The 26,305-nt window shown below is 71.4% G+C and carries 25 protein-coding genes and 7 tRNA genes; 21 read left to right on the top strand and 11 right to left on the bottom strand.

Annotated elements, in window-relative coordinates:
* Positions 1–43 precede the first annotated feature (43 nt).
* Complete coding sequence (locus P8T65_RS38970; RefSeq protein WP_316730070.1) at positions 44–868, top strand: RNA methyltransferase; 825 nt, start codon at positions 44–46, stop codon at positions 866–868.
* Positions 869–965: 97 nt separating this feature from the next.
* Here the strand turns inward: P8T65_RS38970 and P8T65_RS38975 are convergent, their stop codons facing one another.
* Positions 966–2,285, bottom strand: a complete 1,320-nt coding sequence (locus P8T65_RS38975; protein ID WP_316730072.1) for a protein kinase domain-containing protein — start codon at positions 2,283–2,285, stop codon at positions 966–968.
* 196 nt (positions 2,286–2,481) lie between these two features.
* Between P8T65_RS38975 and P8T65_RS38980 the strand changes: the two genes are divergently transcribed.
* From P8T65_RS38980 to P8T65_RS38995, 4 genes are all read left to right on the top strand, one after another.
* Positions 2,482–2,721, top strand: coding sequence for a hypothetical protein (locus tag P8T65_RS38980; RefSeq protein WP_033532621.1), 240 nt, complete (start codon positions 2,482–2,484; stop codon positions 2,719–2,721).
* Between the two features lie 277 nt (positions 2,722–2,998).
* A complete protein-coding gene (locus tag P8T65_RS38985; RefSeq protein WP_316730074.1) occupies positions 2,999–3,199 on the top strand; it encodes a hypothetical protein in 201 nt (66 codons plus the stop codon).
* A gap of 1,052 nt (positions 3,200–4,251) precedes the next feature.
* Positions 4,252–5,205: an aminoglycoside phosphotransferase family protein gene (locus P8T65_RS38990; RefSeq protein ID WP_316730075.1), complete on the top strand. Its 954-nt coding sequence runs from the start codon at positions 4,252–4,254 to the stop codon at positions 5,203–5,205.
* An 87-nt stretch (positions 5,206–5,292) separates the two neighbouring features.
* A complete protein-coding gene (locus P8T65_RS38995; protein WP_316731865.1) occupies positions 5,293–5,604 on the top strand; it encodes a zf-TFIIB domain-containing protein in 312 nt (103 codons plus the stop codon).
* 95 nt (positions 5,605–5,699) lie between these two features.
* Here P8T65_RS38995 and P8T65_RS39000 read toward each other — a convergent pair.
* The 5 genes from P8T65_RS39000 to P8T65_RS39020 form a co-directional block, all read right to left on the bottom strand.
* Positions 5,700–5,771, bottom strand: a tRNA-Val gene (locus tag P8T65_RS39000).
* Between the two features lie 32 nt (positions 5,772–5,803).
* Positions 5,804–5,875: transfer RNA gene (locus P8T65_RS39005), tRNA-Val, on the bottom strand.
* A 40-nt stretch (positions 5,876–5,915) separates the two neighbouring features.
* Positions 5,916–5,987, bottom strand: a tRNA-Val gene (locus tag P8T65_RS39010).
* Position 5,988: 1 nt separating this feature from the next.
* A tRNA-Cys gene (locus tag P8T65_RS39015) sits at positions 5,989–6,062 on the bottom strand.
* 40 nt (positions 6,063–6,102) lie between these two features.
* Positions 6,103–6,175: transfer RNA gene (locus tag P8T65_RS39020), tRNA-Gly, on the bottom strand.
* A 157-nt stretch (positions 6,176–6,332) separates the two neighbouring features.
* On the opposite strand from P8T65_RS39020, the gene P8T65_RS39025 reads away from it, so the two are divergent.
* From P8T65_RS39025 to P8T65_RS39035, 3 genes are all read left to right on the top strand, one after another.
* On the top strand, positions 6,333–7,376 hold the full coding sequence (locus P8T65_RS39025) for a chorismate-binding protein (RefSeq protein WP_316730077.1): 1,044 nt from the start codon (positions 6,333–6,335) through the stop codon (positions 7,374–7,376).
* Positions 7,373–8,194: an aminodeoxychorismate lyase gene (locus P8T65_RS39030; protein ID WP_316730078.1), complete on the top strand. Its 822-nt coding sequence runs from the start codon at positions 7,373–7,375 to the stop codon at positions 8,192–8,194. The genes P8T65_RS39025 and P8T65_RS39030 overlap by 4 nt, the downstream gene beginning before the upstream one ends.
* A gap of 80 nt (positions 8,195–8,274) precedes the next feature.
* On the top strand, positions 8,275–9,099 hold the full coding sequence (locus tag P8T65_RS39035; RefSeq protein WP_316730080.1) for a GNAT family N-acetyltransferase: 825 nt from the start codon (positions 8,275–8,277) through the stop codon (positions 9,097–9,099).
* Positions 9,100–9,229: 130 nt separating this feature from the next.
* Here P8T65_RS39035 and P8T65_RS39040 read toward each other — a convergent pair whose 3' ends face one another.
* On the bottom strand, positions 9,230–9,748 hold the full coding sequence (locus P8T65_RS39040; RefSeq protein ID WP_316730082.1) for a DsbA family protein: 519 nt from the start codon (positions 9,746–9,748) through the stop codon (positions 9,230–9,232).
* A gap of 192 nt (positions 9,749–9,940) precedes the next feature.
* On the opposite strand from P8T65_RS39040, the gene P8T65_RS39045 reads away from it, so the two are divergent.
* The gene (locus P8T65_RS39045; RefSeq protein WP_316730084.1) at positions 9,941–10,396 is read left to right on the top strand and encodes a hypothetical protein; all 456 of its coding nucleotides are present in this window, start codon (positions 9,941–9,943) and stop codon (positions 10,394–10,396) included.
* Between the two features lie 180 nt (positions 10,397–10,576).
* Complete coding sequence (locus P8T65_RS39050; RefSeq protein WP_184896304.1) at positions 10,577–10,729, top strand: hypothetical protein; 153 nt, start codon at positions 10,577–10,579, stop codon at positions 10,727–10,729.
* Positions 10,730–10,813: 84 nt separating this feature from the next.
* On the opposite strand, the gene P8T65_RS39055 is transcribed toward P8T65_RS39050, so the two are convergent.
* Both P8T65_RS39055 and P8T65_RS39060 read right to left on the bottom strand, forming a co-directional pair.
* Positions 10,814–11,374, bottom strand: coding sequence for a CGNR zinc finger domain-containing protein (locus P8T65_RS39055; RefSeq protein ID WP_316730085.1), 561 nt, complete (start codon positions 11,372–11,374; stop codon positions 10,814–10,816).
* 310 nt (positions 11,375–11,684) lie between these two features.
* Positions 11,685–12,098, bottom strand: coding sequence for an SsgA family sporulation/cell division regulator (locus P8T65_RS39060; RefSeq protein WP_004002642.1), 414 nt, complete (start codon positions 12,096–12,098; stop codon positions 11,685–11,687).
* Positions 12,099–12,289: 191 nt separating this feature from the next.
* Here P8T65_RS39060 and P8T65_RS39065 point away from each other — a divergent pair, with 191 nt between their 5' ends.
* The 7 genes from P8T65_RS39065 (at position 12,290) to P8T65_RS39095 (ending at position 20,237) form a co-directional block, all read left to right on the top strand.
* Positions 12,290–12,769, top strand: a complete 480-nt coding sequence (locus P8T65_RS39065; RefSeq protein WP_316731866.1) for a TIGR02611 family protein — start codon at positions 12,290–12,292, stop codon at positions 12,767–12,769.
* Between the two features lie 78 nt (positions 12,770–12,847).
* A tRNA-Val gene (locus P8T65_RS39070) sits at positions 12,848–12,919 on the top strand.
* 560 nt (positions 12,920–13,479) lie between these two features.
* On the top strand, positions 13,480–14,769 hold the full coding sequence (locus P8T65_RS39075; protein ID WP_316730086.1) for an extracellular solute-binding protein: 1,290 nt from the start codon (positions 13,480–13,482) through the stop codon (positions 14,767–14,769).
* Positions 14,769–15,773, top strand: a complete 1,005-nt coding sequence (locus tag P8T65_RS39080; RefSeq protein ID WP_316730087.1) for a sugar ABC transporter permease — start codon at positions 14,769–14,771, stop codon at positions 15,771–15,773. Before P8T65_RS39075 ends, P8T65_RS39080 begins: the two co-directional genes overlap by 1 nt.
* Positions 15,773–16,672 (top strand): carbohydrate ABC transporter permease, encoded by a 900-nt coding sequence (locus P8T65_RS39085; protein ID WP_316730088.1) that lies wholly within the window; start codon positions 15,773–15,775, stop codon positions 16,670–16,672. Before P8T65_RS39080 ends, P8T65_RS39085 begins: the two co-directional genes overlap by 1 nt.
* 13 nt (positions 16,673–16,685) lie before the next feature.
* The gene (locus P8T65_RS39090) at positions 16,686–17,315 is read left to right on the top strand and encodes a hypothetical protein (RefSeq protein ID WP_316730089.1); all 630 of its coding nucleotides are present in this window, start codon (positions 16,686–16,688) and stop codon (positions 17,313–17,315) included.
* 174 nt (positions 17,316–17,489) lie between these two features.
* Complete coding sequence (locus tag P8T65_RS39095) at positions 17,490–20,237, top strand: Tat pathway signal sequence domain protein (protein WP_316730091.1); 2,748 nt, start codon at positions 17,490–17,492, stop codon at positions 20,235–20,237.
* Between the two features lie 107 nt (positions 20,238–20,344).
* Here P8T65_RS39095 and P8T65_RS39100 read toward each other — a convergent pair whose 3' ends face one another.
* Positions 20,345–22,846 carry an SCO7613 C-terminal domain-containing membrane protein gene (locus P8T65_RS39100; RefSeq protein WP_316730092.1) on the bottom strand — a complete coding sequence of 834 codons (2,502 nt, stop codon included), beginning with the start codon at positions 22,844–22,846 and terminating at the stop codon, positions 20,345–20,347.
* Positions 22,847–22,948: 102 nt separating this feature from the next.
* Here P8T65_RS39100 and P8T65_RS39105 point away from each other — a divergent pair, with 102 nt between their 5' ends.
* Entirely contained in the window at positions 22,949–23,407 is a 459-nt protein-coding gene (locus P8T65_RS39105) for an SRPBCC family protein (RefSeq protein ID WP_316730094.1), read from the top strand.
* 39 nt (positions 23,408–23,446) lie between these two features.
* Positions 23,447–23,518: transfer RNA gene (locus P8T65_RS39110), tRNA-Val, on the top strand.
* Between the two features lie 40 nt (positions 23,519–23,558).
* On the opposite strand, the gene P8T65_RS39115 is transcribed toward P8T65_RS39110, so the two are convergent.
* Positions 23,559–24,287 carry a 3'-5' exonuclease gene (locus P8T65_RS39115; RefSeq protein WP_316730096.1) on the bottom strand — a complete coding sequence of 243 codons (729 nt, stop codon included), beginning with the start codon at positions 24,285–24,287 and terminating at the stop codon, positions 23,559–23,561.
* Between the two features lie 168 nt (positions 24,288–24,455).
* On the opposite strand from P8T65_RS39115, the gene P8T65_RS39120 reads away from it, so the two are divergent.
* On the top strand, positions 24,456–25,022 hold the full coding sequence (locus tag P8T65_RS39120; RefSeq protein ID WP_184896325.1) for a DUF4365 domain-containing protein: 567 nt from the start codon (positions 24,456–24,458) through the stop codon (positions 25,020–25,022).
* 50 nt (positions 25,023–25,072) lie between these two features.
* Entirely contained in the window at positions 25,073–26,296 is a 1,224-nt protein-coding gene (locus P8T65_RS39125; RefSeq protein ID WP_399103352.1) for a hypothetical protein, read from the top strand.
* The last annotated feature ends 9 nt before the right edge of the window (positions 26,297–26,305 follow it).

Here is a 26,305-nt window from a genome sequence, read left to right on the forward strand (position 1 = left end):
CCGAGCCGTTGGCACCACACCCAGGACAAGGCAGTATCACCCTGTGGCCGATCTCATCACCGTTGAGGACCCCGACGACCCGCGCCTGCGCGACTACACCGGCCTGACCGACGTGGAGCTGCGCCGCAGACGCGAACCCGCCGAGGGCCTGTTCATCGCCGAGGGCGAGAAGGTCATCAGACGGGCCAAGGAAGCCGGCTACGAGATGCGCTCGATGTTGCTCTCCGCGAAGTGGGTCGACGTCATGCGCGACGTCATCGACGAACTCCCGGCCCCCGTCTACGCGGTCAGCCCCGAGCTCGCCGAACAGGTCACCGGCTACCACGTGCACCGGGGCGCCCTCGCCTCCATGCAGCGCAAGCCGCTGCAGACGGCCGACCAGCTCCTGGGGGCCGCCCGCCGGGTCGTGATCATGGAGTCGGTCAACGACCACACCAACATCGGCGCGATCTTCCGCTCCGCCGCCGCCCTCGGCATGGACGCGGTCCTGCTCTCCCCGGACTGCGCCGACCCGCTCTACCGCCGTAGCGTCAAGGTCTCCATGGGCGCGGTCTTCTCGGTCCCTTACGCCCGTCTCGACACCTGGCCCAAGGGCCTCGACGCCGTACGCGACGCCGGTTTCGCCCTCCTCGCCCTCACCCCGGACGAGAAGGCGAAGTCCCTGGACGAGGCCGCCCCGCACCGTATGGACCGCGTGGCCCTGATGCTCGGCGCCGAGGGCGACGGCCTCTCCACCAAGGCCCTCATGTCCGCCGACGAATGGGTCCGCATCCCGATGGCCCACGGGGTCGACTCCCTCAACGTGGGCGCGGCGGCGGCGGTCGCCTTCTACGCGGTGGCGACGGGCCGCCCACACCCGGCCCCGTAAGGGGTGTGGGGAGCCGCCCGTCCAGCCCCCCACGCACCCGCGGCGAACAACCGAACAGCAGCTCCGAGCTCGGTCTTCCGACCGCCCGGAGCGCCTCTCAACTGCCGCCCGACTCCACAACCGCCCGCTCGGGCCGGAGACCGTCGTCCCCGAGGCCCCGCGACGGCCCCTGGCACCCCTGGGCCGTCGCGATCCCGAGCGCGGCCAGCAACGTCACCACGACGAAGACGAAGAGCCGCTGCCGCAGCAGCCGGGGATTGGCGGGCCGCCGCCCGGTCCCGTTGGTCCGCGGCCCCGGCCGCCCCGCACCACTGCGCGGTGCGGGCCGCTTCCCCGCCCCGGAGGTGTTGCGCGACGACCCGGGCCGGGCCCCCGACCGCGAGCCGCCACCGGTGTGTGCACCGCCGCCCCCGCCCGTCCGGGAGCCACCTCCGGTCCGCGGCGACGGCGTACCCGCCGCACCCGGCTGCGCCCGACGGGTCTCCGGCGGCTGCCGCAACGTCCGCTGGTCGACGTACTGCTCCGCGAGCCGCCCCGAGGGCCGGTCCGGATCGCCGCGCGGCGCGGGCGGGCGGACATCGGCCAGCCCCTGCGCCTCACGTGCGGCGATCTCCTTGAGCCGCAGCGACAGTTGCAGGGTGCTGGGCCGCTCGTCCGGGGCCTTCGCCAGACAGGCGCGGACCAGCGGGGCGAGCGCGTCGGGCACGCCGCGCAGCTGCGGTTCCTCGTGCACCACCCGGTAGAGCATGACCTCCGAACTGCCATGTCCGAAGGGTGAGTCGGAGGTCGCCGCGTAGGCGAGGGTGGCCCCGAGGGAGAAGACGTCCGTGGCCGGTGTGACCGCGGCCCCGCGCACCTGCTCGGGCGCGAGGAACCCGGGCGACCCGACGGCCGTGCCGACATGGGTCAGAGTGGACGCCCCGGTCGCCCAGGCGATGCCGAAGTCGATGATCCGCGGCCCCTTCGGGGACAGCAGGATGTTGGACGGCTTCAGATCCCGGTGCACGACCCCGGCCTCGTGCACGGCCACGAGCCCCTCGGAGAGGGCGGCACCGACGGCGGCCACGTCGGCGGCCGACATGGGCCCCTCCTCGGCGACCTTGTCGTGCAGCGACGGCCCCGGCACGTACTGCGTGGCGAACCACGGACGGTCCGCCTCCAGATCGGCGGCGACCAGCCGGGCGGTGCACCCGCCCCTGATCCGCCGCGCCGCCGACACCTCGCGCGCGAACCGCGACCGGAACTCCTGGTCCTCCGCCAGATCCGGCCGGATCACCTTGAGCGCGACGCGCTGTCCACGCCGGTCGGAGCCCAGGTAGACGACGCCCATTCCGCCCGCGCCGAGCCGTCTGTGGATCCTGAACGAGCCGACGACGCGCGGGTCCTCGCGCCTCAGGCGCATCATCGCCATGTTCATCCCCGCTGCCCGTTCCGTCTGACGAGCCACAGCTTACGTTTCCAGGGCCGGGCGTGCGCAGAGGCCGCGCCCTCACGACCCGATCGATTGTCAGTGCCGGGTGGGAAACTTGAAAGGTGGTCAGGGAACAGGAGTTCGGGCCGGTGTTGGGCTACCTGTGATCCCAACCACCCACCACAGAAGGGGGATTGAACCCGTGAAGGGTGACCGTGTGGAGATAGTCGTCGACGCCGGGGACACGACGCGCACCTACGAGGTGATCGCGAGCAGGGCGGGCCGCCGGGTGGAGACGGCGGTACGCCGAGGTGTAGTGGAAGTGAGCGAAGTCACCCGCAATGGCTCTGTCGTACGAACGGCCAGGTTCATGGCCAACAGGGTCCTGGCCCTCGTCGAACAGCCGGTGCCCCGGGAGGACGGCTCGGAGCGAACGGCGTGATGACCGCGTGACGACAGAGTGACAACAGGGGGCAGACCGGACGTCCCTTCCGGGAAGACCCCGAGACCTAGGACCCCGTCTCCACCCTGGGGAGTACGTCGCAGGTCACCGCTCATCCTCGGGGAGGCCCGGCAATCGGTACGAGGGCATGACGACCCGGACGGGCCGCGCGCCTAGATTTGAGGTCAAGCGGCGGGTGCAGCACTCGTCCCCCGAGGTCAGGCACCCGCCGCTGCCAACGACAGAGCAAGACCTACGAGAAGTCGGAGGAGGGACCATGGCCCACACGGCACCGCGGACCGCGATCCGCGCACGGGAGCGCGGGGTGTTCACCGCCGACCGCCGCGCGGGTCGTCGCCACCCCTTGGTCGCGACCGCGATGGTCCTCCCCCTGGCGACCCTGCTCGTGTACGCCTTCGGCGGCTGGGAAGCAGTGGTCACACAAGCGTCGTCCGTGGGTGTGATGCTGGGGCGCTGAGCGGCGACCCCAGGCCCGGAAGAGCGGTCCGGGCGGGGACATCCACCCATGAAACCCCGTGGGGACGGGGGTGCGGCGGACGGCAAATAAACGCCCGCGCAGCTGGGGAGCTGCGCGGGCGTTGTCCTATCCCAGAACCAACCCCCGTCGCGCTCCCGCCGGCCTCGCTCTCCCGTCGGCTTACGGTCCCGTCCGGCGTTGCTCTCCCGCCGACCAAGCTTGCCCTGCGGCCCTGCGGCCCTGCGGCCCTGCGGCCCTGCGGCCCTGCGGCCCTGCGGCCCTGCGGCCCTGCGGCCCTGCGGCCCTGCGGCCCTGCGGCCCTGCGGCCCTGCGGCCCTGCGGCCCTGCGGCCCTGCGGCCCTGCGGCCCTGCGGCCCTGCGGCCCTGCGGCCCTGCGGCCCTGCGGCCCTGCGGCCCTGCGGCCCTGCGGCCCTGCGGCCCTGCGGCCCTGCGGCCCTGCGGCCCTGCGGCCCTGCGGCCCTGCGGCCCTGCGGCCCTGCGGCCCTGCGGCCCTGCGGCCCTGCGGCCTGCCCCTGCGGCCCTGCGGCCCTGCGGCCTGCGGCCCCTGCGGCCCTGCGGCCCTGCGCCTGCGGCCCTGCCCCCTGCGGCCCTGCGGCCCTGCGGCCCTGCGGCCCTGCGGCCCTGCGGCCCTGCGGCAGGCGGCCAAGCTCCGCCTGCCGCCTGCCGCCTGCCGCCTGCCGCCTGCCGCCTGCCGCCTGCCGCCTGCGGCGTGGCGCCGACTGCGCCTCGATGCTGGCAGTCCTGCGGCCCGGCACGGCTCTGCCTTTCCCACCCCACCCCCTCCGCCTCACCCCACTCCGCTCCACCTCACTCCGCTCCACCCCGCCCCGCTCCACCCCACAACGCTCCAGCCCGCCCCGCCCCGCCCCGCTCCACTCTCCTGCGGGCAATCGTGCCGCTGGGGCGGCACGGGTGGGCGCAGGCGGCGCCTCGTGACCGCCGAGCAGCGGGATTTCCCCTGACCCGCCCCACCACCCCGCACCCGGACGTACGCTCACCCGCAGCGCCGTACGACATTCGCAGGGGGACCCATGACCGCCACAACCGACGCCGACGCCGACGTACTCCCCGCCCTTAGGGCCAAGGTGCGACGCGCGACCCACCCCCACCCCACCCCCTGCGCGCACCCCGACACGGTCCTCGCGGCACGCGCAGACGGCACGGTCGTCCGTCACGCGGACACCGTCGCCAAGGCCCACGCCCCCAACACCGACCCCACCCGGCTGGCCCTCCGCCTGACCGTCGCCGCCGCTAACCCCGACACCCTCCTGGCGCCCCTCGACCCCACCCCCACCCCCCTCCACGGCCGCCTCGTCACGTTCTGGCCGTACGGCACCCCAGTCGACCCCGACACCCCGGAGGCCGCCCCCTGGGTGGAGGCGGCCACCCTCCTCGCCCGCTTCCACCGACAGACCCCACCCCCGGGCCTGCCGCCCATGCGCGGCCCGGTCAAGGCCGCCCGGGCCATCGCCCGCCTCGAAGCCACGGCACCCCACCACCCCGCCACGCCATCGATCCTCCGCGCCTGGCGCACCCTCCCCGCCTGGGCGAGGAACGAGGCACCCATGCCGGACACGGCCACCCTCTGCCACGGCGATCTGCACCTCGGGCAACTGGTCCGCCACCCCGCGACCACCGGCCCCTGGCGCCTCATCGACGTCGACGACCTGGGCGTGGGAGTCCCCACCTGGGACCTCGCCCGCCCGGCGGCCTGGTTCGCCTGCGGCCTCCTGCACCCCGACGACTGGACCCGCTTCCTCACCGCATACCAGCGGGCCGGCGGCCCCGCGGTCCCCCCGCACGGGGACCCCTGGCCCTCACTGGACGTACCGGCCCGCGCACTGACCGTGCAGACCGCGGCCCTGGCGATCGCGAAGTCCACCGCGGCCGGTCACCCCCTCGACGACGCGCAGCAGTCCGTTGTGGACGCATGTGACCGAATAGGAAGCATCCCGCCGGAGTTGGTGGAGCCTTTCCCGAAGTAGGGTGCAACCGACCGCAGCCGGACGATGTCTGTCCAGGCGTAACGCGAAGCAGGACCGAACGGCGAGGAGTTGAGCCGAACCATGCACATGCAGTGTCCGAAGTGCCATGCGCCGATGCATACCTACAACCGCAGTGGCGTCCAGATCGAGCAGTGCAGCGGCTGTCGCGGGATCTTCCTCGACTACGGCGAGTTGGAGGCGCTGACCCGCCTGGAGGGTCAGTGGGCCGGTGGCCCGGGCGTCCCCCCGCCGCCGGCCGCTCCGCAGTACCCGGCGGGCGGCGGCCACAACGCCCCGGCCTGGGGCGCCCCGCACGGCGGTCACCATGGTGGGCACCACGGCGGCCACCACGGGGGTCAGCACAACCGAGGCTTCGGTCACATGCTGTTCTCCAGCTGAGGCGCGCGGGGCGCATCCGCGCCCTTCGCTCGCACGACGAGCGCTTGCACGACGAAGCCCCCGGCCGTACGAGACGGCCGGGGGCTCGGTGTGTGTGGACGATACTGGGATTGAACCAGTGACCTCTTCCGTGTCAGGGAAGCGCTCTCCCGCTGAGCTAATCGTCCTCGGGATCACAGCCGGGGCTGTGGATCTTGCGTGCGCGATACTGGGATTGAACCAGTGACCTCTTCCGTGTCAGGGAAGCGCTCTCCCGCTGAGCTAATCGCGCGGGCTGAAGCCGTACGGCTCCGGAGGCCGACAGGCCTCAGTGGACGATACTGGGATTGAACCAGTGACCTCTTCCGTGTCAGGGAAGCGCTCTCCCGCTGAGCTAATCGTCCTTGGAGGTGGAGACGGGATTTGAACCCGTGTAGACGGCTTTGCAGGCCGTTGCCTCGCCTCTCGGCCACTCCACCAGGAGTGAGGGGGTTCGTGAAGATCCCCCACGTTCCTACGAGCGGACGACCAGGTTCGAACTGGCGACCTCAACCTTGGCAAGGTTGCGCTCTACCAACTGAGCTACGTCCGCTTGTCGTTTCCGTTTCGCTTCCGCGTCCCGGCGACGAGTTGAACTCTAGCGGATTCCGGGGCCAGTACAAAAACGCGTTTGTGCAGCGTGCTGCGCTGCGTCCAGTGCGGGACCCGGCCGGGCCCGCCCGCGGGGCACCCGTCCTAGACTCGACTGCGTGCCCGACCTCCCTCCGCTCGCCCGCTTCGGCAACCTCGTGGCCACCGGTCTCACCGATGTGACCAGCGACGCCGCCGCCCTGGACTCCTCCGGCTTCTGGGCCGTGTGCGCGGACTACGAGGGTGGTCTGGTGTGCGCGCGCTTCAGTGACGTACATCGCGCGCCCGCGCCCGCCCCCGTGCCGGGGGAGTGGCGCGGGCCGCGCGTCGACGACTGGACGTCCTCGCTCGACCGCGCTGCGTACACGGCGGGTGTACGCCGCATCCGTGAGCACATCGCCGCCGGCGAGGTGTACCAGGCGAACCTCTGCCGGGTGCTCTCGGCGCCCGTCGCGCCGGACGCGGATGTGGACGCCCTGACCGCGCTGCTGGCCCGCGGCAACCCGGCCCCCTTTGCAGGAACGATTCGCCTCCCGGTGCACGGTGTCGAGATCGCCACTGCCTCCCCCGAACTCTTTCTGCGCCGCGAGGGCAGGCTCGTCGAATCCGGTCCGATCAAGGGCACCGGAGCGACCGAGGCGGACCTCCTGGAGAAGGACTACGCCGAGAACGTCATGATCGTCGACCTTGTCCGCAACGACATCGGGCAGGTCTGCGCCACCGGCACCGTGACCGTCCCCGACCTCTGCGCCGTGGAGAAGCACCCGGGGCTGGTGCACCTGGTGTCGTTGGTGCGCGGTGAACTGCGCGAGCACGCAGGCTGGCCCGAACTGCTAGCCGCCACCTTCCCGCCCGGCTCCGTCACCGGGGCGCCCAAGTCGAGCGCCCTGCGGATCATCGACGCCCTGGAGACCGCCCCGCGCGGCCCTTACTGCGGGGGAGTCGGCTGGGTCGACGCCGACCGGGGCACCGCCGAGCTGGCCGTCGGCATCCGCACCTTCTGGATCGACCGGGCGGCGGGCGAACTGCGCTTCGGCACCGGCGCGGGCATCACCTGGGGGTCGGACCCCGAGGCGGAATGGCGCGAGACCGAGCTGAAGGCCGCCCGGCTGCTCGCGGTAGCGTCGGGGACGTACGAGGCGAGTGGGAGGACCCTTACGTGAAGATCTGGCTCGACGGCGGACTGCAGGACACCGACTCCGCCCGTGTCTCCGTCCTCGACCACGGACTGACCGTGGGTGACGGCGTCTTCGAGACCGTGAAGGCGGTCGGGGGCCGGCCGTTCGCGCTGACCCGCCACCTCGACCGGCTGGCCCTCTCGGCCCGCGGACTCGGTCTGCCCGAGCCCGACCTCGACGAGGTGCGCCGCGCCTGCTCCGCAGTCCTGGAGGCCGAACCGGTCGCGCTCGGCCGGCTGCGCATCACCTACACCGGCGGCCTCTCCCCGCTCGGCTCCGACCGCGGCGACCACGGCCCGACGCTCGTCGTCGCCCTCGGCGAGACCGCCCGGCGGGCCGACTCCACCGCCGCGATCACCGTCCCGTGGACCCGCAACGAGCGCGGCGCCCTCACCGGCCTGAAGACCACCTCGTACGCCGAGAACGTCGTCGCTCTCGCCCGCGCCCACGAACAGGGCGCCACCGAGGCGCTGTTCGCCAACACGGTGGGGCAGCTCTGCGAGGGCACGGGCTCCAACGTCTTCGTCGTCCTCGACGGGGAGCTCCACACACCGCCGGTCGCCTCCGGTTGCCTCGCGGGCATCACCCGCGCCCTCGTCGTCGAGTGGACCGGCGCCCGCGAGACCGACCTGCCGCTGGACGTCCTGGACCGCGCCGACGAGATCTTCCTGACGTCGAGCCTGCGCGACGTACAGGCCGTGCACCGTGTCGACGCCCGCGAGCTGTCGGCCGCCCCTGGCCCGGTGACGGTCAAGGCGATGCGTGTCTTCGACGAGCGGTCCGGCGACGACCTGGATCCGTGATCGGGACCCGTTCACGCGGTCCCGAGAATGCTGACGACATTCGGCGGACTCCACGCCTCGCGGCGGGTAGAACACTGCTGATGACCACCACCCTGCGGCCCATCGAGCCGCTTCAACAGGCCGCCGACGGAACGCGCTCACGTCGCTACCAGGTGTGTGTCAACAGCCGTCCCGTCGGCGAGATACACCTCGGCACGCGCCCTGACCCCGGATCGACGGCCGCGCGCATCCTGGACCTGCGCATCGACGAACCGGACCGGCGGCGGGGCCGGGCCACCGTGGCGGCGCTCGCCGCCGAGGAGGTGGCCCGCGGCTGGGGCTGCCGGCGGATCGAGGTGTCCGTACCGGCCGACGCCGAGCCCGCCCTGCGGCTGGCCCAGACGCTCGGGTACGTCCTGCGCAACCGGAACATGAGCAAGGCCCTCGGCGGGACCGCGCCCGAACTGCCCGAGGGCAGCAGGGGCAGGCCCATGACGGAGGCCGAGTACGGGCCCTGGAAGGAAGCCGGGCGGGAGGGCTACGCCCAGGACTGGATCGCCCGTGGCATGCCCGAGGCGGAGGCGTACGCGAAGGCCGCCCTGGACTACGAGCGCTGTCTCCCGCAGGGCGTGGCCTCCGCGAACAACCTGTGCAGCGTGCTGGAGCACGAGGGCACTAGGGTCGGCACCCTGTGGCTGTGGCTGACCGACGACCGGGCCTTCGTGTACGACGTCGAGGCGGACGCCGCCCACCGGGGCCGGGGCCACGGCCGCACACTGATGCTGCTGGCCGAGGCCCAGGCGATAGAGGCTGGTAAGCCCGCGATCGGGCTCAACGTCTTCGCGGGCAACTTCCGGGCCGAATGCCTCTACGATTCCCTCGGCTACGAGACGACCAGCCACCACCTCTCCAAGCCGCTGCTCTGAACGGTCGTGGGGCGCACGGGGTCCCGCCCGGTACGGGGGGCCTGGCCCCGGACTGGTGGCCCCAAGGGCGCGTGGCCCACGACAGCGGGCCGTGTGGATCACGGGCGCCGCCGCCGGTGGCCGAAGGTGCTCAGACGCTCTCGTTCAGCAGCCGGTCGGCGATCTCCTCGATGCGCTCGCGCAGCCCCTCCTGGCTCTTGCCGCCGTCGAGACGCTCGCCGCCGATGACGTACGTGGGCGTGCCCGTCACGCCGATCGCCTTGCCCTCGGCCTGGTCGGCGTCGACGATCAGGATGTGCCGGCCGTCGATCAGCGCCGTGTCGAACTCCTCGGCGTCCAGCCCGAGTTCACGGGCCGCCTCCACCAGGAACGGCTCTCCGGCCCGGCCCAGCTCCTCGACCCGGCCGAGCACCGCCTCGACGTACGGCCACGCCTGCCCCTGCTCCGCGGCCTCCTCGGCGGCCTGCGCGGCGGCGAAGGCGTGCTTGTGCTTCTCCAGCGGGAAGTGCCGCAGCCGTACGTCGAGCCGGTCGCCGTAGCGGGCCCGCAGCGCGCGGATGTCGTCGAGGGCGCTGCGGCAGTCGGGACACTGGAGTTCACACCAGACGTCCAGGACGACGGCGGACGGCACGGGGGAGGAGTCGCTCATGAGATCAGTCTCCCAGCTTCCGGGCCCGTGCCCGGACGTGGCCCGGTAGCGGCCCGGGCGTGAACATCGACCCCGAGACGACCCGGAGATGTCCCTGAGGTCTCCCCGGACCATGGCATATCGGACGCCTGGCGGTGCAGGATGGAAGGGACGCAACGCGAACGCCCGACCGAGCACCGCCTGGAGGACCGGATGATTGCCGAGACAGTCTGCGCCGCCGTCTCAGCGGCGGGCCTGGGCATCGCCGCGATCACGGCGTATCGGAAGCGGTTCCTCCGTGCGGCCCGTATCGCCGCCTACTCCCTCGTTCCGCTCGGCCTGGTGATGACCGGAGTCGTCGAGTGGCTGGCCGACACCGCGTTCAGCCCCACCGCGTGGGTCGGCTTCGGTGTGCTCGGCGCCGCCTGGTTCCTCTTCATGACCACCCGCGCCGTGGAGCGGCGCCGCGGGGTCACCGGCAAGGAGCGCAAGGAGACCAGGGCGTCCCGTACGGAGGCGATAGCCCCGACGGCCTCGGCGCCCTCGCTCGGCCAGGGCGCCCGCCCGGCGGCGCGCCCGGAGGTGACCCCTCGGGCGGCGGGTTCCGGTGCGTCCGGTGCGGACGACTTCAGCGACATCGAGGCGATCCTGAAGAAGCACGGCATCTGATCACCGGCGGCACGGCCTCCGACCTTGTGAAGGGGTGCGGACTGAAGCGACACAGAAGGTCGGGCAGCGGCGCCGAAGTGATCACGTTCGCTCCGTAGGTTGTGGATATTGGCGAACTCTCCGTCATTCCGGGTTGGTTGATCGCGCGGAGGGTCTCCGCTGCGTCATCATCGCGGCGAGATGCTGGACACAACACCGAGCGACACCGCCGCCCCGCCCGAGGAGCGACGAGGTTGTCTCTTCGCGCTCTCCCAGCCACCGCTGATGATCTTCCTAGCGGTGATCGGCTGCCTGCTGCTCATGGCGTCACTGCACGACCTGCTGATGCTGTGAGCTGTAAACGGAGCCCCTGACGTCACCCGTCGAGGGCTCCGTCAGTCCTCGTACGTGCACACGGGTCGAGGGCCGGCGATCCGCTCAGCCCGCCGCCTCCTTGCGGCGTGCCCGGTAGGCGGCCACATGCAGGCGGTTTCCGCAGGTACGGCTGTCGCAGTAGCGGCGGGAGCGGTTGCGGGAGAGGTCCACGAAAGCCCGTCTGCAGTCGGGCGCCTCGCAGCGGCGCAGCCGCTCCTGTTCCCCGGCGACCACGAAGAAGGCGAGCGCCATGCCGCAGTCGGCGGCGAGGTGGTCGGCCAGCGACGCGCCGGGGGCGAAGTAGTGCACATGCCAGTCGTAGCCGTCGTGGTCGGTGAGCCGGGGTGTGGTGCCCGCGGCGGCGATCAGTTCGTTGATGACGGCGGCGGCCGAGGCCGGGTCGGGGGCCGCGAAGACCTCCGCGAACCGGCCACGCACCCTGCGCACGGCCGCGAGGTCGAGCTCCGTCAGCACTCCGACCTCGCTGACCTCGTGGTTTCGCACGAAGTCGGCGAGCGCCGCGACGGTCGCGAGCCCGTCGGTCGCCGGGTCGTTCTCCGGCGCGGTGTTCACCAGATCGACCACGGCGTCGAGGGAACACCGGGTGTCGTGGGTGATCAGCACGTTTCGCTCCCTGGCCTGCGAGGGTCGGGCGGGCGCCCGCCGATGCTGGCCGATGGTAATGGTTCGGCGGGCGGCGGGCCGGTGTGGACCGTACCGGAGCTCCCTGGAGGACCCCTGGTACGAGCGGAACGGGCCAGGGGTCCGATTCGTGCCCGGTTCGCCGGTTCGCGCTGCCACGACACAGCGACGCCGCCGCGCGGGGATCCGCGACGACGGCGTCGATGGGTCGGCCTGAAGCCGTATTCGGTTGTACGGGCCCGAGCCGTCTCCCCGAGTGGACGGCGCCGGGCGGCTCTGTGGCTCTCGGCCCCTAGCTCTCCGCCAGGATGTGCGAGAGCTCCTGATCGAGGTCGAAGTGCCGGTGTTCCGTGCCGGGCGGCACGGCGGCGTCTGTGCGCTTCAGGAAGGACTCCAGGGCCCGCGCCGGGGCTTCGAGGAGGGCTTCGCCCTCCGGGGAGCTCAGGGCGATGCACACGACGCCCTGGCCGTGACTGCGCGACGGCCAGACACGGACGTCACCGGTGCCGGTGGGCCGGTGCAGCCCCTCGGCGAGGAGGTCGCGGGCGAACACCCATTCGACGGTTTCCTCTGCTCCGGTGTGGAAGGTGGCGTGCACGGCGTAGGGATCGGCCGTGTCATACCGCAGTCCCGCGGGAACGGGCAGTGAGGACTCGCTCGACACAACGAGGCGCAGGTGCAGCTCGCAGCTGACCGTGGTGTTCATAAGCGCCAAGGCCTTTCGCTCAGTGTGCGCTCGGGGATTCGCACGTCGGCGAAATCGACATGCCACCTACGGTGCCGTTGTAAACCCCTCTGGGAGTTTTGCGTCGCTTTTGGTAGCTCATCCGGCCGAGACCGTCTTCTGTTGGTACGACCATTCCGGTGACCGGTTTCTCTCCGGTAGGGTTTGGCCGTATGGACACGGGGAGTTACGGACCGAGGGAGGCCGCCCTGGCGGCCGACGGAACGAAGAGTGACATCGACGTAGCGAACAGTGAGGCCGATGTGGCCAAGAACGAAGCGCCGCTCGGATCCCGTGCGCCGGAATTCATCAGAGCGCGGCGGATGCTGCACCTGAGCTGGCAGGTGGTCATCTTCGTCGTCGGTCTGGCGGTGGTGGTCGCGGGCGTGATCATGCTTCCGCTTCCCGGTCCCGGCTGGGTCGTGATCTTCGCGGGCATGGCGATCTGGGCGACGGAATTCGTCTGGGCCCAGCTGGTGCTCCGCTGGACCAAGCGGAAGGTCACCGAGGCCACGCAGCGCGCCCTCGACCCCAAGGTGCGGCGCCGCAACATCATTCTGACCTCGATCGGCCTGGTGATCGTGGCCGGCCTCGTCGGTTTCTACGTCTGGAAGTTCGGCTTCGAGATGCCCTGGAACATCAAGAACCAGTGAGCCCGCCGGGACGGCGGCGGGGATTCCAGGTGTGGTCGGAGGCACCCCCTGACATGGGGTAATGTTCTTCCTGCGTCCGGGCGATTAGCTCAGTGGGAGAGCGCTTCGTTCACACCGAAGAGGTCACTGGTTCGAACCCAGTATCGCCCACCGGATGACGACGACCCGGTCCACGGAAACGTGGACCGGGTCGTTTTTCGTGGTGGCGGCCCGGGGGTGCGCGGTGTGTCGCCCGGAGCGTTAGCCCTGCCGAGGGCCGGTGCTGCGAGAGGCGAGCCGGCGGTCGTGCGCGGCCTCGGTGACGCCTCCAGCGCTGCGGCTCTGGCGGCCTCTGGCGCTTCGGCCTCTGGTCGAATCCGGTGCTTCTGTGTCCCTTGCGCGGCGCTCGTGCTCGGTGGGCCCGCCGGGTGGGGTCGGTGTTGGGGGGGCGTGGGAGGGCCGCGCCACGCTGACTCCTTTCAGCCTCGTCCGTCAGCCGCGTGGCGGCCCTCTTCGTGATCGGCCCATCGGCCGCAACTCGCCCACCTGCGCTTTCAGTTGACCGGCCGTCACCTGCGGGGCCGCAGCGCCGGGCGCGTCGCCGACTCCGCTTTCCATCAATTCCTGTCCGAATCATTGACGTCTCCTGAGGGGCTCCGTACCTTGTGCCAGCAAGCGCTTACTTGAAACGATTCATGGCGCGGGACGCAGCGTCGCGGGGAGGCTCAACCATGCAGCAGAACAGGAACGTTGAGAGGCGGACGGTCCTCAAGGCGGCCGGAGCCTCACTGGCCGTCGCGGGGTTGGGAGCGACGGCCACGGCTTGTGGCGGCGACAGTGGTGCGGGGGACGGGACGGTGACGATCCGTTACGCCTGGTGGGGCGCCGAGGACCGCGCGGAGCGCATCAAGAAGAGCATCGCGCTTTTCGAGAAGAAGTACCCGAAGATCAAGGTGAAGACGGACTTCCAGCCGTACCTCGACTTCTGGAAGAAGTTCAACACCCAGGCCTCCGGTGGAAATCCGCCGGATGTGTTCCAGAATGCCATCGGTTTCCTCCGGAAATATGACGCCAAGAATGTGCTGCTCGATCTCGGCCCACAGGTCGAGGCGGGCAATCTCTCCCTCGACGGCTTCAGAGCCGGCCTGGAGAAGTTCGGCGAGGTCGACGGAAAGCTGCTCGGCGTTCCGGTCGGGTCCAACTCGATGGCCCTGGTGATCGACAAGCCCGTCTACACCAAGTCAGGCGTCAAGCCCGAGCAGGGGTGGACCTGGGACGACTTCGACGCGGCGATGAAGAAGATCCGCGACAAGGCGGGGCGCGCCGGTGACAGCGGCATGTACGGAGTGATGTACCTCTACGACCTCTACCTGCGCCAGAACGGCAAGGCGTTCTTCACCGAGGACGGGCTCGGCTTCACCGAGGCAGACCTGAAGGCCTGGTGGTCGAAGGCCGAGAAGGGCATCGAGGAAGGCCTCTTCGCCGACCCCAAGAAGGTCGCGCAGATCAAGCCCAAGTCCGCGGTCGCCGCGGAGCTCGCCGCCGGTGAGTTCACCTGGGACAACTTCACCGTCCGCTACACCTCCGAGGGCAAGAGCGAATACGGTCTGGCGCCCATCCCGACCACCGACGGCAAGAAGACCGGTCAGTACCTCGGTTCCCTCATGCTCAGCGCGTCCAAGCGTACGCAGCACCCCAAGGAGGTCGCGCAGTTCATCGACTTCATGGTGCACGAGCCCGAGGTCGCCAAGATCATGGGCTATGACCGCGGGGTGCCCGCGACGCAGGCCCAGTACGACGCGTTCCAGCCGACCGACCCGGTCAACAAGGCGATCGCCGAGTACGAGGAGTCCCTCGTCTCGGCGGGCGTGCTGGAGCCCATCACCCCGCACCCGAACGGCGCGGACATCTGCGAGGCGGCGTTCCTGCGCATCGGTGAGGAACTCGGTCTCGGCACGCGCTCGGTCGACGACGCCGTCAAGCAGTTCTTCACCGAGTCGAAGACGGCTCTCGGCACCTGATGGGAACCACCGTGACACACGCCCCTGCGACGGAGGGCCTGTCCAAGGACGAGCGCTCCGAGCCGCGGCAGAGTCCGGCCGACACCCCGAGCCCCGCCGCACTCAAGCGGCGGGGCCGCCGGGAGAACCTGGCCGGCTATCTCTTCATGTCCCCGTGGATCGCCGGATTCCTGCTGCTCACGGCAGGCCCGATGATCGCCTCGCTCTACTTCGCGTTCACCGACTACAACCTGTTCGACGCGCCCCGGTGGATCGGCCTGGACAACTTCTCCGAGATGTTCGCCGACCCGCGCTGGCGTCACTCGGTGCGGGTGACGCTGTGGTACGTCGTCGTCGGCACGCCGCTCAAGCTGCTGCTGGCCCTCGGTGTGGCGCTGCTGCTGGCCCAGAAGCGGCGTGGGCAGGCCTTCTACCGGGCCGCCTTCTACGCGCCGTCGCTGATCGGAGCCAGTGTCTCCATCGCGATCGTCTGGAAGGCGATCTTCTCCGACGACGCGATCGTCGACCGTACGCAGAAGATCTTCGGGATCGACGTCGGCGGCTGGACCGGCGACCCGGAGCTGATCATCTACAGCCTGGTGGCGCTCACCGTCTGGCAGTTCGGCGCTCCCATGGTCATCTTCCTCGCCGGACTCAAGCAGGTGCCGCGCGAGCTGTACGAGGCCGCCGAGGTCGACGGGGCGGGCCGGTGGCGGCGGTTCTGGAACATCACCCTGCCGATGATCTCCCCGGTCCTCTTCTTCAACGTCCTGCTGGAGACGATCCACTCGTTCCAGATCTTCAGCTCGGCGTACATCGTCGGCGGCGGTGCCGGCGGCAACGCCTGTGGTCCCGCGGACGGTTCGATGGTCTATACCTGCTATCTCTACGTCCAGGGCTTCGAGAACAGCCGCATGGGTCTGGCCTCCGCCATGGCGTGGTTGCTGCTGATCGCGGTCGCCCTGGTGACAGCGGTGCTGTTCTGGTCCCAGAAGCGCTGGGTGCACTACGAGGAGGGTGCCTGATGAGCGCACAGGCCACCGAGATCACCCCGGCCCCGGCAGCGTCCGGGCGGGCGACCGCACTGCGGCGCAGGCTGCCCGGTTCCCTGGCCTGGCACATCGGGTCGCTCGCACTCCTCGCCGTGATCCTCTATCCCGTGATCTGGGTCGTCGGCGGCTCGTTCAAGAAGAGCGAGGACATCGTCGGCAGTCTGGATCTGCTCCCGACCGACCCGATCATCGCCAACTACACCCGGCTCTCCGACGGCATCGCCGACATACCGATCTCCACCTTCTTCCTCAACTCGGTCGTGCTCGCGCTCGGCTCGGTGGTCGGGATCCTGGTGTCCTGCTCGCTGACCGCGTACGCCTTCGCGAAGATCAAGTTCGCGGGCCGCAACCTGCTCTTCACGCTGATGATCGGCACGCTCCTGTTGCCGTACCACGTCCTGCTCATCCCGCAGTACGTGCTGTTCCGCAACATGGAGATGATCAACAGCTACACCCCGCTGCTGCTGCCGAAGTACCTGGCCACGGAGGCGTTCTTCGTCTTTCTGATGGTGCAGTTCATGCGGAACCTGCCCAAGGAGCTCGACGAGGCGGCCCGGCTCGACGGGTGCGGGCACTTCCGGATCTACTGGTCGATCGTGCTGCCGCTGTCCCGGCCCGCGCTCATCACCAGCGCGATCTTCACGTTCATCAACTCCTGGAACGACTTCATGGGCCCGTTGATCTACCTGAACGAGCCGGACAAGTACACGGTCTCGCTCGGTCTGAAGATGTTCGTTGACCAGGACGGCGTGGCCAACTACGGCGGCATGATCGCGATGTCGCTGGTGGCCCTGCTGCCGGTGCTCGCCTTCTTCCTCGCCTTCCAGCGCTATCTGATCGACGGTATGGCCACGTCCGGTCTGAAGGGCTGAGGTGAAGCCGACCATGGCCCTCGCCCGCACCCGCAGCCGTACCCGCGACCACGACCGCGCCAGGTCGGCCGCGCCCCGTGAGGAGTCCCCGCTCGCCGAACGGTTCGCGCTGTTCGCCGAGTGTCTGCTCACGGGGGTGTGGATCGCGCTGGCCGCGCTGCCGCTGGTGACGTACCCCGCCGCGTTCGCCGCGGGCTCGCGGCACCTGCGACGTCGTACGGCTCATGTGGGCGGCGGGTGGCGGGAGTTCGTGGCCGACTTCCGGGCGGCGGTGCGCGGCGGCTGGCTCGTCGGGCTCGCCGGCTGGGCGGCGCTGGCGGCGGTCTGGGTGGATGTCCAGGCCGTACGCGCCGGTCTCCCGGGCGGGCCGTTCGTCGGCGCGATCGGGATCCTCGCACTGATCGGGGCCGCCGTCGCCGGGCTTCGCGCGGCGGCGGTCTGGCGGCCCGGGGCCACCTGGCGGGGCCTGCTGGGCGCGGCCGGGCGGCGGACCGTGCTCGATCCCGCCGGATCCTTTCTGCTCGTCGGCGGACTGGCCGTGGTGGCCTGCTCCGCCTGGTTCGTCGCGCCGCTCGCGGTCCCCGTGCTCGGGGCCGTCGCGGCGGCGGCCGTCGCCGTGGAGGAGCGGTACCGGCGCCGCTGACCGGCCGGGACCCGTACCGGTCGCGGCCACGCACCGGTCGTGGCCCGCATCGGCGGGTGCCGCCGCCCGGCGGCACCCGCCGGTACCAGGCCGGCGCTCCGGAGGTGCCGCACGTCTCCCTGTCATGCCCCTGACCACCCGCACGTACGACTTCCCGTTCGGAAAGGAAAGGCCATGTCCCCCATCGACCGCAGGTCCCTTCTCAAGGCGGCCGCCGTCGCAGGAGCCGCCGCGCAGTTCAGCTGGGCGCTAGGGAGCTCGAACGCGCAGGCCGCGCCCGGAGCCGAGGCCGCGGAGGCGGAGCCGGTGACCCTGAACTGGCTGGAGGACGGCGGACTCGGCGCCGCTCCCGGTTCGACCGTGGGTGTGCCGTGGCCGAAGGGCGCCCATGAGAAGAATCAGTCGTTCTCTTTGAAGGACGCGGACGGCAAGGACATCCCGGTCCAGTCCTGGCCGATCGGCTACTGGCCCGACGGCTCCGTGAAGTGGACCGCGCACGCGGTGGGCGCGGGCGCCGGCTCCGGCAAGCTCACCCTCGCCGCCGGTACCCCTGCCGCGCCGGAGAAGAAGGTCACCGTCCACAGGAGCGGTGGCACCCTCGACGTCTCGACCGGCGTCATCACCGCCAAAATCGGCAAGTCCGGCTCCACCCTGGTGAAGTCCGTACGGCGCGGCTCCACCGAGATCGCCCACACCGGCCGACTGGTCCTGCTGCGCCAGCCCGAGATCGAGGACGGCGACCAGAGCACCGAGAAGTACCAACGCTTCGAGAGCGCCATCGACGAGGTGGAGGTCGAGCAGGAGGGCCCGGTCCGCGCGGTCGTCCGCATCGACGGCAAGCACCGCAAGGGAAGCCGCAGTTGGCTGCCCTTCTCGATCCGCCTCTACTTCTACGCGGGCGCCGAGTCGTTCCGCATGGTGCACACGATCACCTTCGACGGCACCCAGGAACCCGGGAAGGCAAGCGGCGACTTCATCCGCGGCATCGGCGTCCGCTTCAAGGTGCCGATGCGCGACGCCGCGTACGACCGCCACATCCGTATCGGCGGTGAGGGTACCGGTCTGCTGCGCGAGGCGGTCAAGGGCATCACCGGGCTGCGCCGCGACCCCGGGGCGGCCGTGCGCACGGCGCAGTTCGAGGGCAAGAAGCTGCCCGACCCGTCGACGTGGGACCAGCGGGTCACCACCCGCCTGCAGTACATCCCCGAATGGGGCGACTACACGCTCTCCCAGCTGTCCGCCGACGGCTTCGGGGTCCGCAAGCGCACCAAGAAGGGCCACGGCTGGATCCCGGCCGGCGGCGGCCGCAGGGCGAGCGGCTTCGGGTACGTCGGCGGCGCGTCCGGAGGGTTCGCCTTCGGCCTGCGGGACTTCTGGGAGAAGTTCCCCGCCCAGCTCGACATCCGCGACGCCCACACCGACACCGCCGAGATCACCCTCTGGCTCTGGTCGCCCGAGGCGCAGCCCATGGACCTGCGCTTCTACCACGACGGCATGGGCCAGGACACCTACCCCGAGCAGCTCGAAGGCCTCAACATCACCTACGAGGACTACGAGCCCGAGTTCGGCACCCCCTACGGCATCGCCCGCACCAGCGAACTGCTCTTCTGGGCCCACGAGTCCACGCCCGGCGCCGAGGACATGGCCAAGCAGGTCGAGGCCGTCCGCACGCCCGCGCAGCTCGCCGCCCCGCCCAAGCAGCTCATCAAGGCGGGCGTCTTCGGCAAGCTGTTCTCCGAGCCCGACCGCTCCACCGTCGCCAAGGCGAAGATCGAGGACCACCTCGACTTCCTCTTCACCTACTACAAGGACCAGGTGGAGATGCGCCGGTGGTACGGCTTCTGGGACTACGGCGACATCATGCACAGCTACGACCCCAGCCGTCACCAGTGGTGCTACGACGTCGGCGGTTACGCCTGGGACAACTCCGAGCTCTCGCCCGACCTGTGGCTGTGGTTCGCGTACATGCGCTCCGGCCGCGCCGACATCTTCCGCTTCGCCGAGGCCATGACCCGGCACACCGGCGAGGTCGACGTGTACCACCTGGGTAAATGGGCGGGCCTCGGCACCCGCCACGGTGTCCAGCACTACGCCGACAGCGCCAAGCAGCAGCGGATCGCCAACACCACGTACCGCCGCTACTACTACTTCCTCACCGCGGACGAACGCGTCGGCGACCTCATGCACGCCAACGTCGACTCCGACGAGACGTTCCTCGTCCTCGACCCCATCCGCAAGATCCGCACCGAGCCGTACACCCCCGACCGCAACGCCCTGTCGATCGGCTTCGGCACCGACTGGTCCGGCCTGGTGTCGGCGTGGCTGACCGAGTGGGAGCGGCGCGGCCCCAAGTGGGAGAAGGCCAAGGCCCGCGTCCTGTCGACCATGGAGACGATCGCGGCCCAGCCCAACGGGTTCGTCCAGGGCACCGGCCTCTACGACCTGGACACGGGTGAGTTCGCCGTCGCGGACAAGCCCGTGGTCGGGGTCTCGCACCTGTCGGCGATGTTCGGTCTGGTCGAGATGTGCGCGGAGCTCATCGACCAGGTCGACATGCCGAAGTTCAAGGAGGCGTGGCTCGACTACTGCCGCTACTACAACGCCACGAGGGCCGAGCAGACCGCCCGTTACGGTTCCCACTTCGGGACCCTGCTGCTCTTCCAGGGCCACTCACGGCAGGACGCGTACGCGGCGGTTCACCTGCGCGACGACAAGCTGGCGGCGCGGGCGTGGCGGCAGTTCTACAACAGCGCCGACACCTGGGACTACAAGGAGTCGACCGACTGGTCCACGAAGAAGATCGAGGGCCCGACGGCGCTCGTGCCGGGCAGCGAGGCGGCGTGGGTGTCGACCAACGCGACGGCGCTGTACGGGTTGGCGGCCATTCAGAACCTGGCGTTGGTGGGCGACAAGATGCCGTGACGCTCCGCTGGGGGTGCCGGGGGCTTTGGGGTGCCTGGGGTTGGTGGGGAACTGCGGGCTCGTGGGGGCTTCTCGCGCAGTTCCCCGCGCTCCTGACGGGGCGCGTCTCAGCTCAGCTTTCCCAGTACGTTCCGCACTCGTCGTGCGTCGCGTAGGCGTTGTTCGTAGGTGGCGCCTGCCGCGAGCAGGGCCAGACCGGCGAGTGCGGGAGGTACCCAGCGAGGGAGGGCGTCCACGACCTGGGCGATGTAGGGGGCCAGTTCGTGCAGGGCGACCAGGGCGAGGGTGGCGCCGCCGAGGAGGAGCGGTGCCTGGAGGCGGTGGCGGGCACCCAACAGGGTGACCGCCAGGGCGGCGGTGCCCAGCAGCAGGGGGCGGAGCCAGTGCGTGTCGCCCCAGGCCGCGAAGAGGCTCGGGACCAGCGTGACGGCTAGTCCCGGACCGTACGCCGCCCAGGACGAGGCCGTCAGGTCCCGGCGCCGACGCAACAGACCGACGACCAGGGCCGGAACGGTCACCGGCAGGGTGTACGCCTCGGGCGAGCCGACCTCCCACACCGTCAGCCGTACCCATGAGGCGGTCACGAAGAGCGCGGCGGCCAGATAGCCGAGGTGGCGGCGGTCCGGTCGTACGGCCCTGCCCGTGACGATCACCCCGCAGAGCGCGAGGGTCAGGGCCAGCAGAGGCGGATGCGTGGCCGAGAGGGCGATGGCCAGGAGGCCGGCCGCGGCCCCGGTCGCCTCGACCGGGATCGTCGTGGGCGAGTCGCCGAGGCGTGCCGCGAGCAGGGCCGCGATCGCCGGGACCACCAGGACGAGCAGGGCGGTGTGCTGCGGCTCCCAGCCGACGGACGCGCCGATCGCGCAGGTCAGGGCCGTGGCGTGGACGATCGAGGCCGGTGCGGCGAGGGGGCCGAGGTCGGTGCGCCACGCGGCCGCCGCGAACAGGACGGTCGAGGCCACGAGGGCGACGAGGGTCGTGGGCTCGGTGGCCAGGGAGAGCAGGACCAGGCTCACGGAGGTGACCAGGGCCAGAAGGGCGCCGGTGAGCGGCAACGGCGACCGAAGACGATCGGACGGCTGGGCGTGCTGGGAGGGCTGGGACGGCTCGGACGGCTGGGAGGGCTTGGACGGGTCCGAGGGCTCGGGTGCCGTCAGTCGTACGAGTCCGGCCAGGGTCAGGGCCGCCGCCATGAGGAGGCCCTGGGTCATCAGCCCGGCCAGGTAAGGCAGTTCCAGGACCGCGGGGAGGACCAGGACCGCGGCCCAGGCGAGGACCGAGGCGCCGGCCAGGGCCGGGGTCCGCCACGCGGCCGTGCGTCCGGCCAGGGCCAGTACTCCGGCGACGACGACGAGCACGAGGGGTACGGTCGCCGTGTTCGGGGGCCACGGGGCGTCGAGCGTCACCGCCGCGCGGGCGCTCCCGGGCGCGCCGGACCAGATCCGCTCCAGCAGGCTGACCGGCCCCAGCATCGCGATCGCCACCACCGGCACCGTCGTGGCCAGCGCGAGGCCCTGGACGACGGCGGAGGCGTGGACGAGACCACGCCGTACGGGCTCGGGGGCCTGGGCCCGTACGGCAGTCAACAGGGCGAGCCCGCAGAGGAGATGGGCCGGAACCGTCCAGACCTCGGGCAGGACCGCGCGGGCGACGCCGCCGAGGCCCGTCACCGTGAGGAGCCCGCCGGCGAGGGCGGCGCCGAGGGCCAGAGCGGGCTTCGGGGCGAGCCAGGCCGTCGTCAGGGCGACCGCGGCGGCGAGGGCGAGGAGCGCCGCCGCACGGGCGGCGGCGCCCGGGCCGGTGGCGGCCCACGAGAGCCACCCGGCCGCCGACACACCCCAGGCACCCCAGCCGGACGCGCCGACCACGGCGACGATCCGTACCGGCTTGAGGGAGACCCGGAGCGCGATCGCGGTGTCGGCCGCCGCTGTCACCAGCAGCACGGCCGTGACCGTCTCCACGCTCGCGTTCACCGCGAACGACCAGAGGAGGAGCGGGAGTTGAGCGGCGCACAGGGCGAGGGGGAGCGGGAGGCCGAGAGCCGTGCGGGGTGACGCCGCGCCGGACTCCGCCACTCGGGCCGGCAGCGCGCCGAGCCCCAGCCCGTAGGCCGCCCACACCGTCGCGAGCACCGCCGTCGCGGCCGCCGCGTACCCCGTACCGTCCGCCCCGGTGAACACGACCTCGTGCAGGGCGTACGCGTCCAGGACCGTCAGGGCGAGGCCCAGACCGGCCACCGCCTCGGCCGTCGAACGCAGGCCCCGTCGCAGGAGGAGCACGGGAGCGCCGAGCGCGGTCACCGTCACCGCGCCGAGTACCAGAGCCCGGCCCGCGATGCCCAGGTGGCCCCAGCTGACCAGGGTGAACGCGATCGCCGCGACCGTCAGCAGGACGCCCCCGAGGACCAGCAGCACGTTCTGGACGCGAGGCGCCGTCGCCTCGGGGCGTCGTACGGGCGGTGCGGCGGGCGTGGACCCGGGCGCGGAGGTGTACAGGGCGTTCAGCAGCCATGCGCGGCGGCCCAGCAGGAAGGCGCGGCGGGCGTCGAGGTGCCGCAGCTCGGCGTCGAGGGCCCGCAACTCCTCGGCAGGGGACGGAAAGGACGTCATGCAGGGGAGTGTGGTCCGCGTCACGGCGTACGACATGAGTGCGGATACTCAGGACGTACTCACTTCCCGAGTGAACCGGCCCTGTGCAGGCAGAATCCGACCATGGACTGGTGCCACTACCGCTTCTTCAGCCACTGGAACCTGCCCGTCCGCCCCACCGTCGTGTACGACGTGCTCCAGCGGGTCGACGACTATCCGCGTTGGTGGCCGCAGGTCCGTGAGGTGACCCGGCTCGACGCCACCACCGGAACCGTCCGGGTCCGCTCGGTCCTCCCCTACGACCTCGCCTTCACCGCGCGGGAGGTACGCAGCGACCGGGCGGCCGGGGTCCTGGAGATCGAGATGACCGGCGACCTGGACGGCTGGGCCCGCTGGACACTCACCGCCGACGGCACGTGCACGCTCGCCCGTTACGACCAGGAGGTCGACGTCTCCAAACCCCTGCTGCGGCGGTTCGCCGTACCGGGACGGCCGCTCTTCCGCGCCAACCACGCGCTGATGATGCGGGCGGGACGACGAGGACTCCTCGCGTACCTCACGGCGGACGGGCAAGCGGTTTGAACCAGACCCGTCGGGACCTGTATTGTTCAGTCCGTTCCCGGGCGATTAGCTCAGTGGGAGAGCGCTTCGTTCACACCGAAGAGGTCACTGGTTCGAACCCAGTATCGCCCACCGGGAAAAAGGCCGGTCCGCAGTCGCGGGCCGGCCTTTCTCATGCCGCCGCGGCCGGCAGATCCGGACGCAGGGGCCATGCCGGGTCCACCGACTCCTCCGTGCCGCTGCGGGCGAACCAGGCCTGCAGCCCCCGGGCCTGGGCCGCGTGCCACACGGCCTGCAGCGTGTGCAGTTCGGCGGGGGAGAGGCGGGCGAGCCGGGTCGCGAAACGGTGGCCCACCGCGCGGACGACATCCATCGCGGCCTGTGCGTCGGCCGCCGCGTCGTGCGCGCCGTCCAGGGGCACCTCGTAGTGCGCGCACAGATCGGTGAGCGTGCGCCGGCCCTTGCGGTAGCGGTCCAGATGCTTGTCCAGGACCCGGGGGTCGAGGACCCGCAGCGGCGTCGTCTCGAACCAGCGGTCCAGCGACGAGGCGCGATGCCGTCGCAACTCGCGGTCCAGCAGGGTCAGATCGAACGGCGCGTTCATCACGACCAGCGGGCGGCCGCGCACCGCCTGCTCGGCGAGCGCCCTGGCTATCTCCTCCATCACCGGCGCCGGCCACCGGCCGTCGCGCTGCAACTGATCGTCCGTCAGCCCGTGCACCGCCGTCGCCGCGGCGGGCACCGGCACCCCCGGATTCACCAGCCACCGGGTCACCCGGGGGCGGGTGCCGGGCGCGTCCTGGACGACGACGGCGGCCGACACGATCCGGTCGGTCTCGACGTCCACGCCCGTGGTCTCCGTGTCGAACGCCGCCAAGGGCCCCTCGTACCAACACGTCATGTGTCCACAACTCCTCGTTCACCCACGGCAGCTGACGTCCCGTCTTCTGCCAGTTTGGTGATACCCGGGCTGTTTGCGCCGTACGCCGGACGGAGACAACAGAAGTACGGGTCTGCGCAGTTCAGGGGCCCGGCACGGGGAAACACCTGTAGGGGAAGGCTGTTGGTCATGGCCATTGCGCAGCCCGAGCGGGGCGGGCTGCTGCCCGAGCACGCGGCACCGCTCCGCGGCTCCCTCGCCACCACCGCCTGCATGGAGACCCTGCAGGTGGGCTATCTGCACGCGGTGGCGGCCGCCGCCGGCTGCTCCCTGTCCCAGCCCTTTCCGGACAACGGCATCGACTGGCACGTCAGTCACGGCTCGCCCGGCCACACCGTCGACGACGAGGTCACCATCAAGGTGCAGCTCAAGGCCACCTACCAACTCGCGCCGAACCCCCCGGGCCGCTTCTTCTCCTTCACCCTCGACAACGAGCACCTGGCGAAGCTCGCCCGCACCCCCGTCTCGGTGCACAAGATCCTGGTCGTGATGATCGTCCCCAGGTCGCAGGAGCAGTGGCTGCGGGCCGGCCACGACCGGCTCGACCTGCGGCACTGCTGCTACTGGACCAATCTCGCCGGACACCCGATCACCGGTCGGCGCCGCACCACCGTGCGCATCCCGACCTCGCGCATCTTCGACGACCGAGCGCTCTGCGAGATCATGACGCGGGTCGGAACGGGAGGAAGACCGTGACCCACGGCCCCATCGACGACGGCCGCGGCCCGCGGACCGCGGGCGCGTCCGTGCGCCGCCCCATCAACCAACCCGTGGGCCCCGCCCGGCCCCACCCCGCCGAACCCGTCTGGACCCAGCCGCCCGACCCCGCGCACGTCGACCCCGCCGTACTGGGCACCCTGCTGCGACGGCACGGGTGGCAGCGGCGCGGCGGAGCCACCGGGCGGTACGGGCGCTGGACCCCGCCCGAGCCGGCCGGGCGGGCCATGAGCCTGCTCGTGCCGGAGAACCGGGCCTTCCCCGACAGCGACGACCTGCTCGGCGAGGCCCTCACGGCACTGTCGCGGAGCGGTTCGCCCGCCGCCCGGGACGTGCTGACCGCCCTCACGGTACCGAGCGACGAGATCCACTGGTGGCGGGACGTCCCCACCGGACCGCTGGGTACCGCCTCCTGGGTCGTCGAGGACCAACTGCGCTCCGCCGCCCGCCAGATGCTTCTCGCGGCGGCCCTGGCCACCCGCGCGCGGGCCGGCTACCACGGCGCCCGGCACCGCCTGCCCGCCGCCGCCTCCCTCGACGGTGTCCTCGTCGGCGCGGCCCCCGGCGGCCGTCGGCTGACCGCCTTCGTCCCCGTCGCCCAGGGCCGCTCCCTGGCCTTACGGCTCCACCAGGCCCTCTATGCCGCCCGTGAAGCCATCGACTACCAGCGCGCCACCGGCGGCATGGACGCCTTCGACAGCGCCGTCGAGGCAGGGGTCAGCCACGAGCTGACCGAGGCCCTCGTCGCCCTCGTCCGCGGCACCGAGGGCGCCCGCGTCGCCGTCGACTGGGCGCCCGCCGCCGGTGTCCCCGAGGGCGGTGCGACACCGGCCGACCCCGTCGAGTTCTCCCCGGGCGACCTGCCCGTGCTGCGCGAGGCCGGCGCCCGCTACCTGCGCGCCGAGCCCCCGATGCCGGTGCGGATCACCGGAGCCGTGGTGCGGATGCGCAGGTCGGCGGCGCGCGGCGAGGGCACGGTACGGCTGCGGGTCATCGCCGGCGCCGAGGTCCCGCACGTCCGGATGACCCTGGACGAGGAGTCGTACCGGATCGCAGGCCAGGCCCATCTCGTCGGTCTGCCGGTCCGGGTGCACGGCCGGCTGGAGAGCCGGGGCGGCTTCCGGCGGCTGACGAACGCCGACGGGATCGCACCCGTGCAGGTCGACGAGGCCGAACGGGACCGGCTGATGAAGTCGCTGCAGGAGACCGCGGAGATCACGGCCTTCTTCGAGGAGGCGTGCGGAGGCGACTGACCGCGTCCG

Source organism: Streptomyces sp. 11x1, assembly GCF_032598905.1.
In the GTDB taxonomy this organism is placed as follows: Bacteria; Actinomycetota; Actinomycetes; order Streptomycetales; family Streptomycetaceae; genus Streptomyces.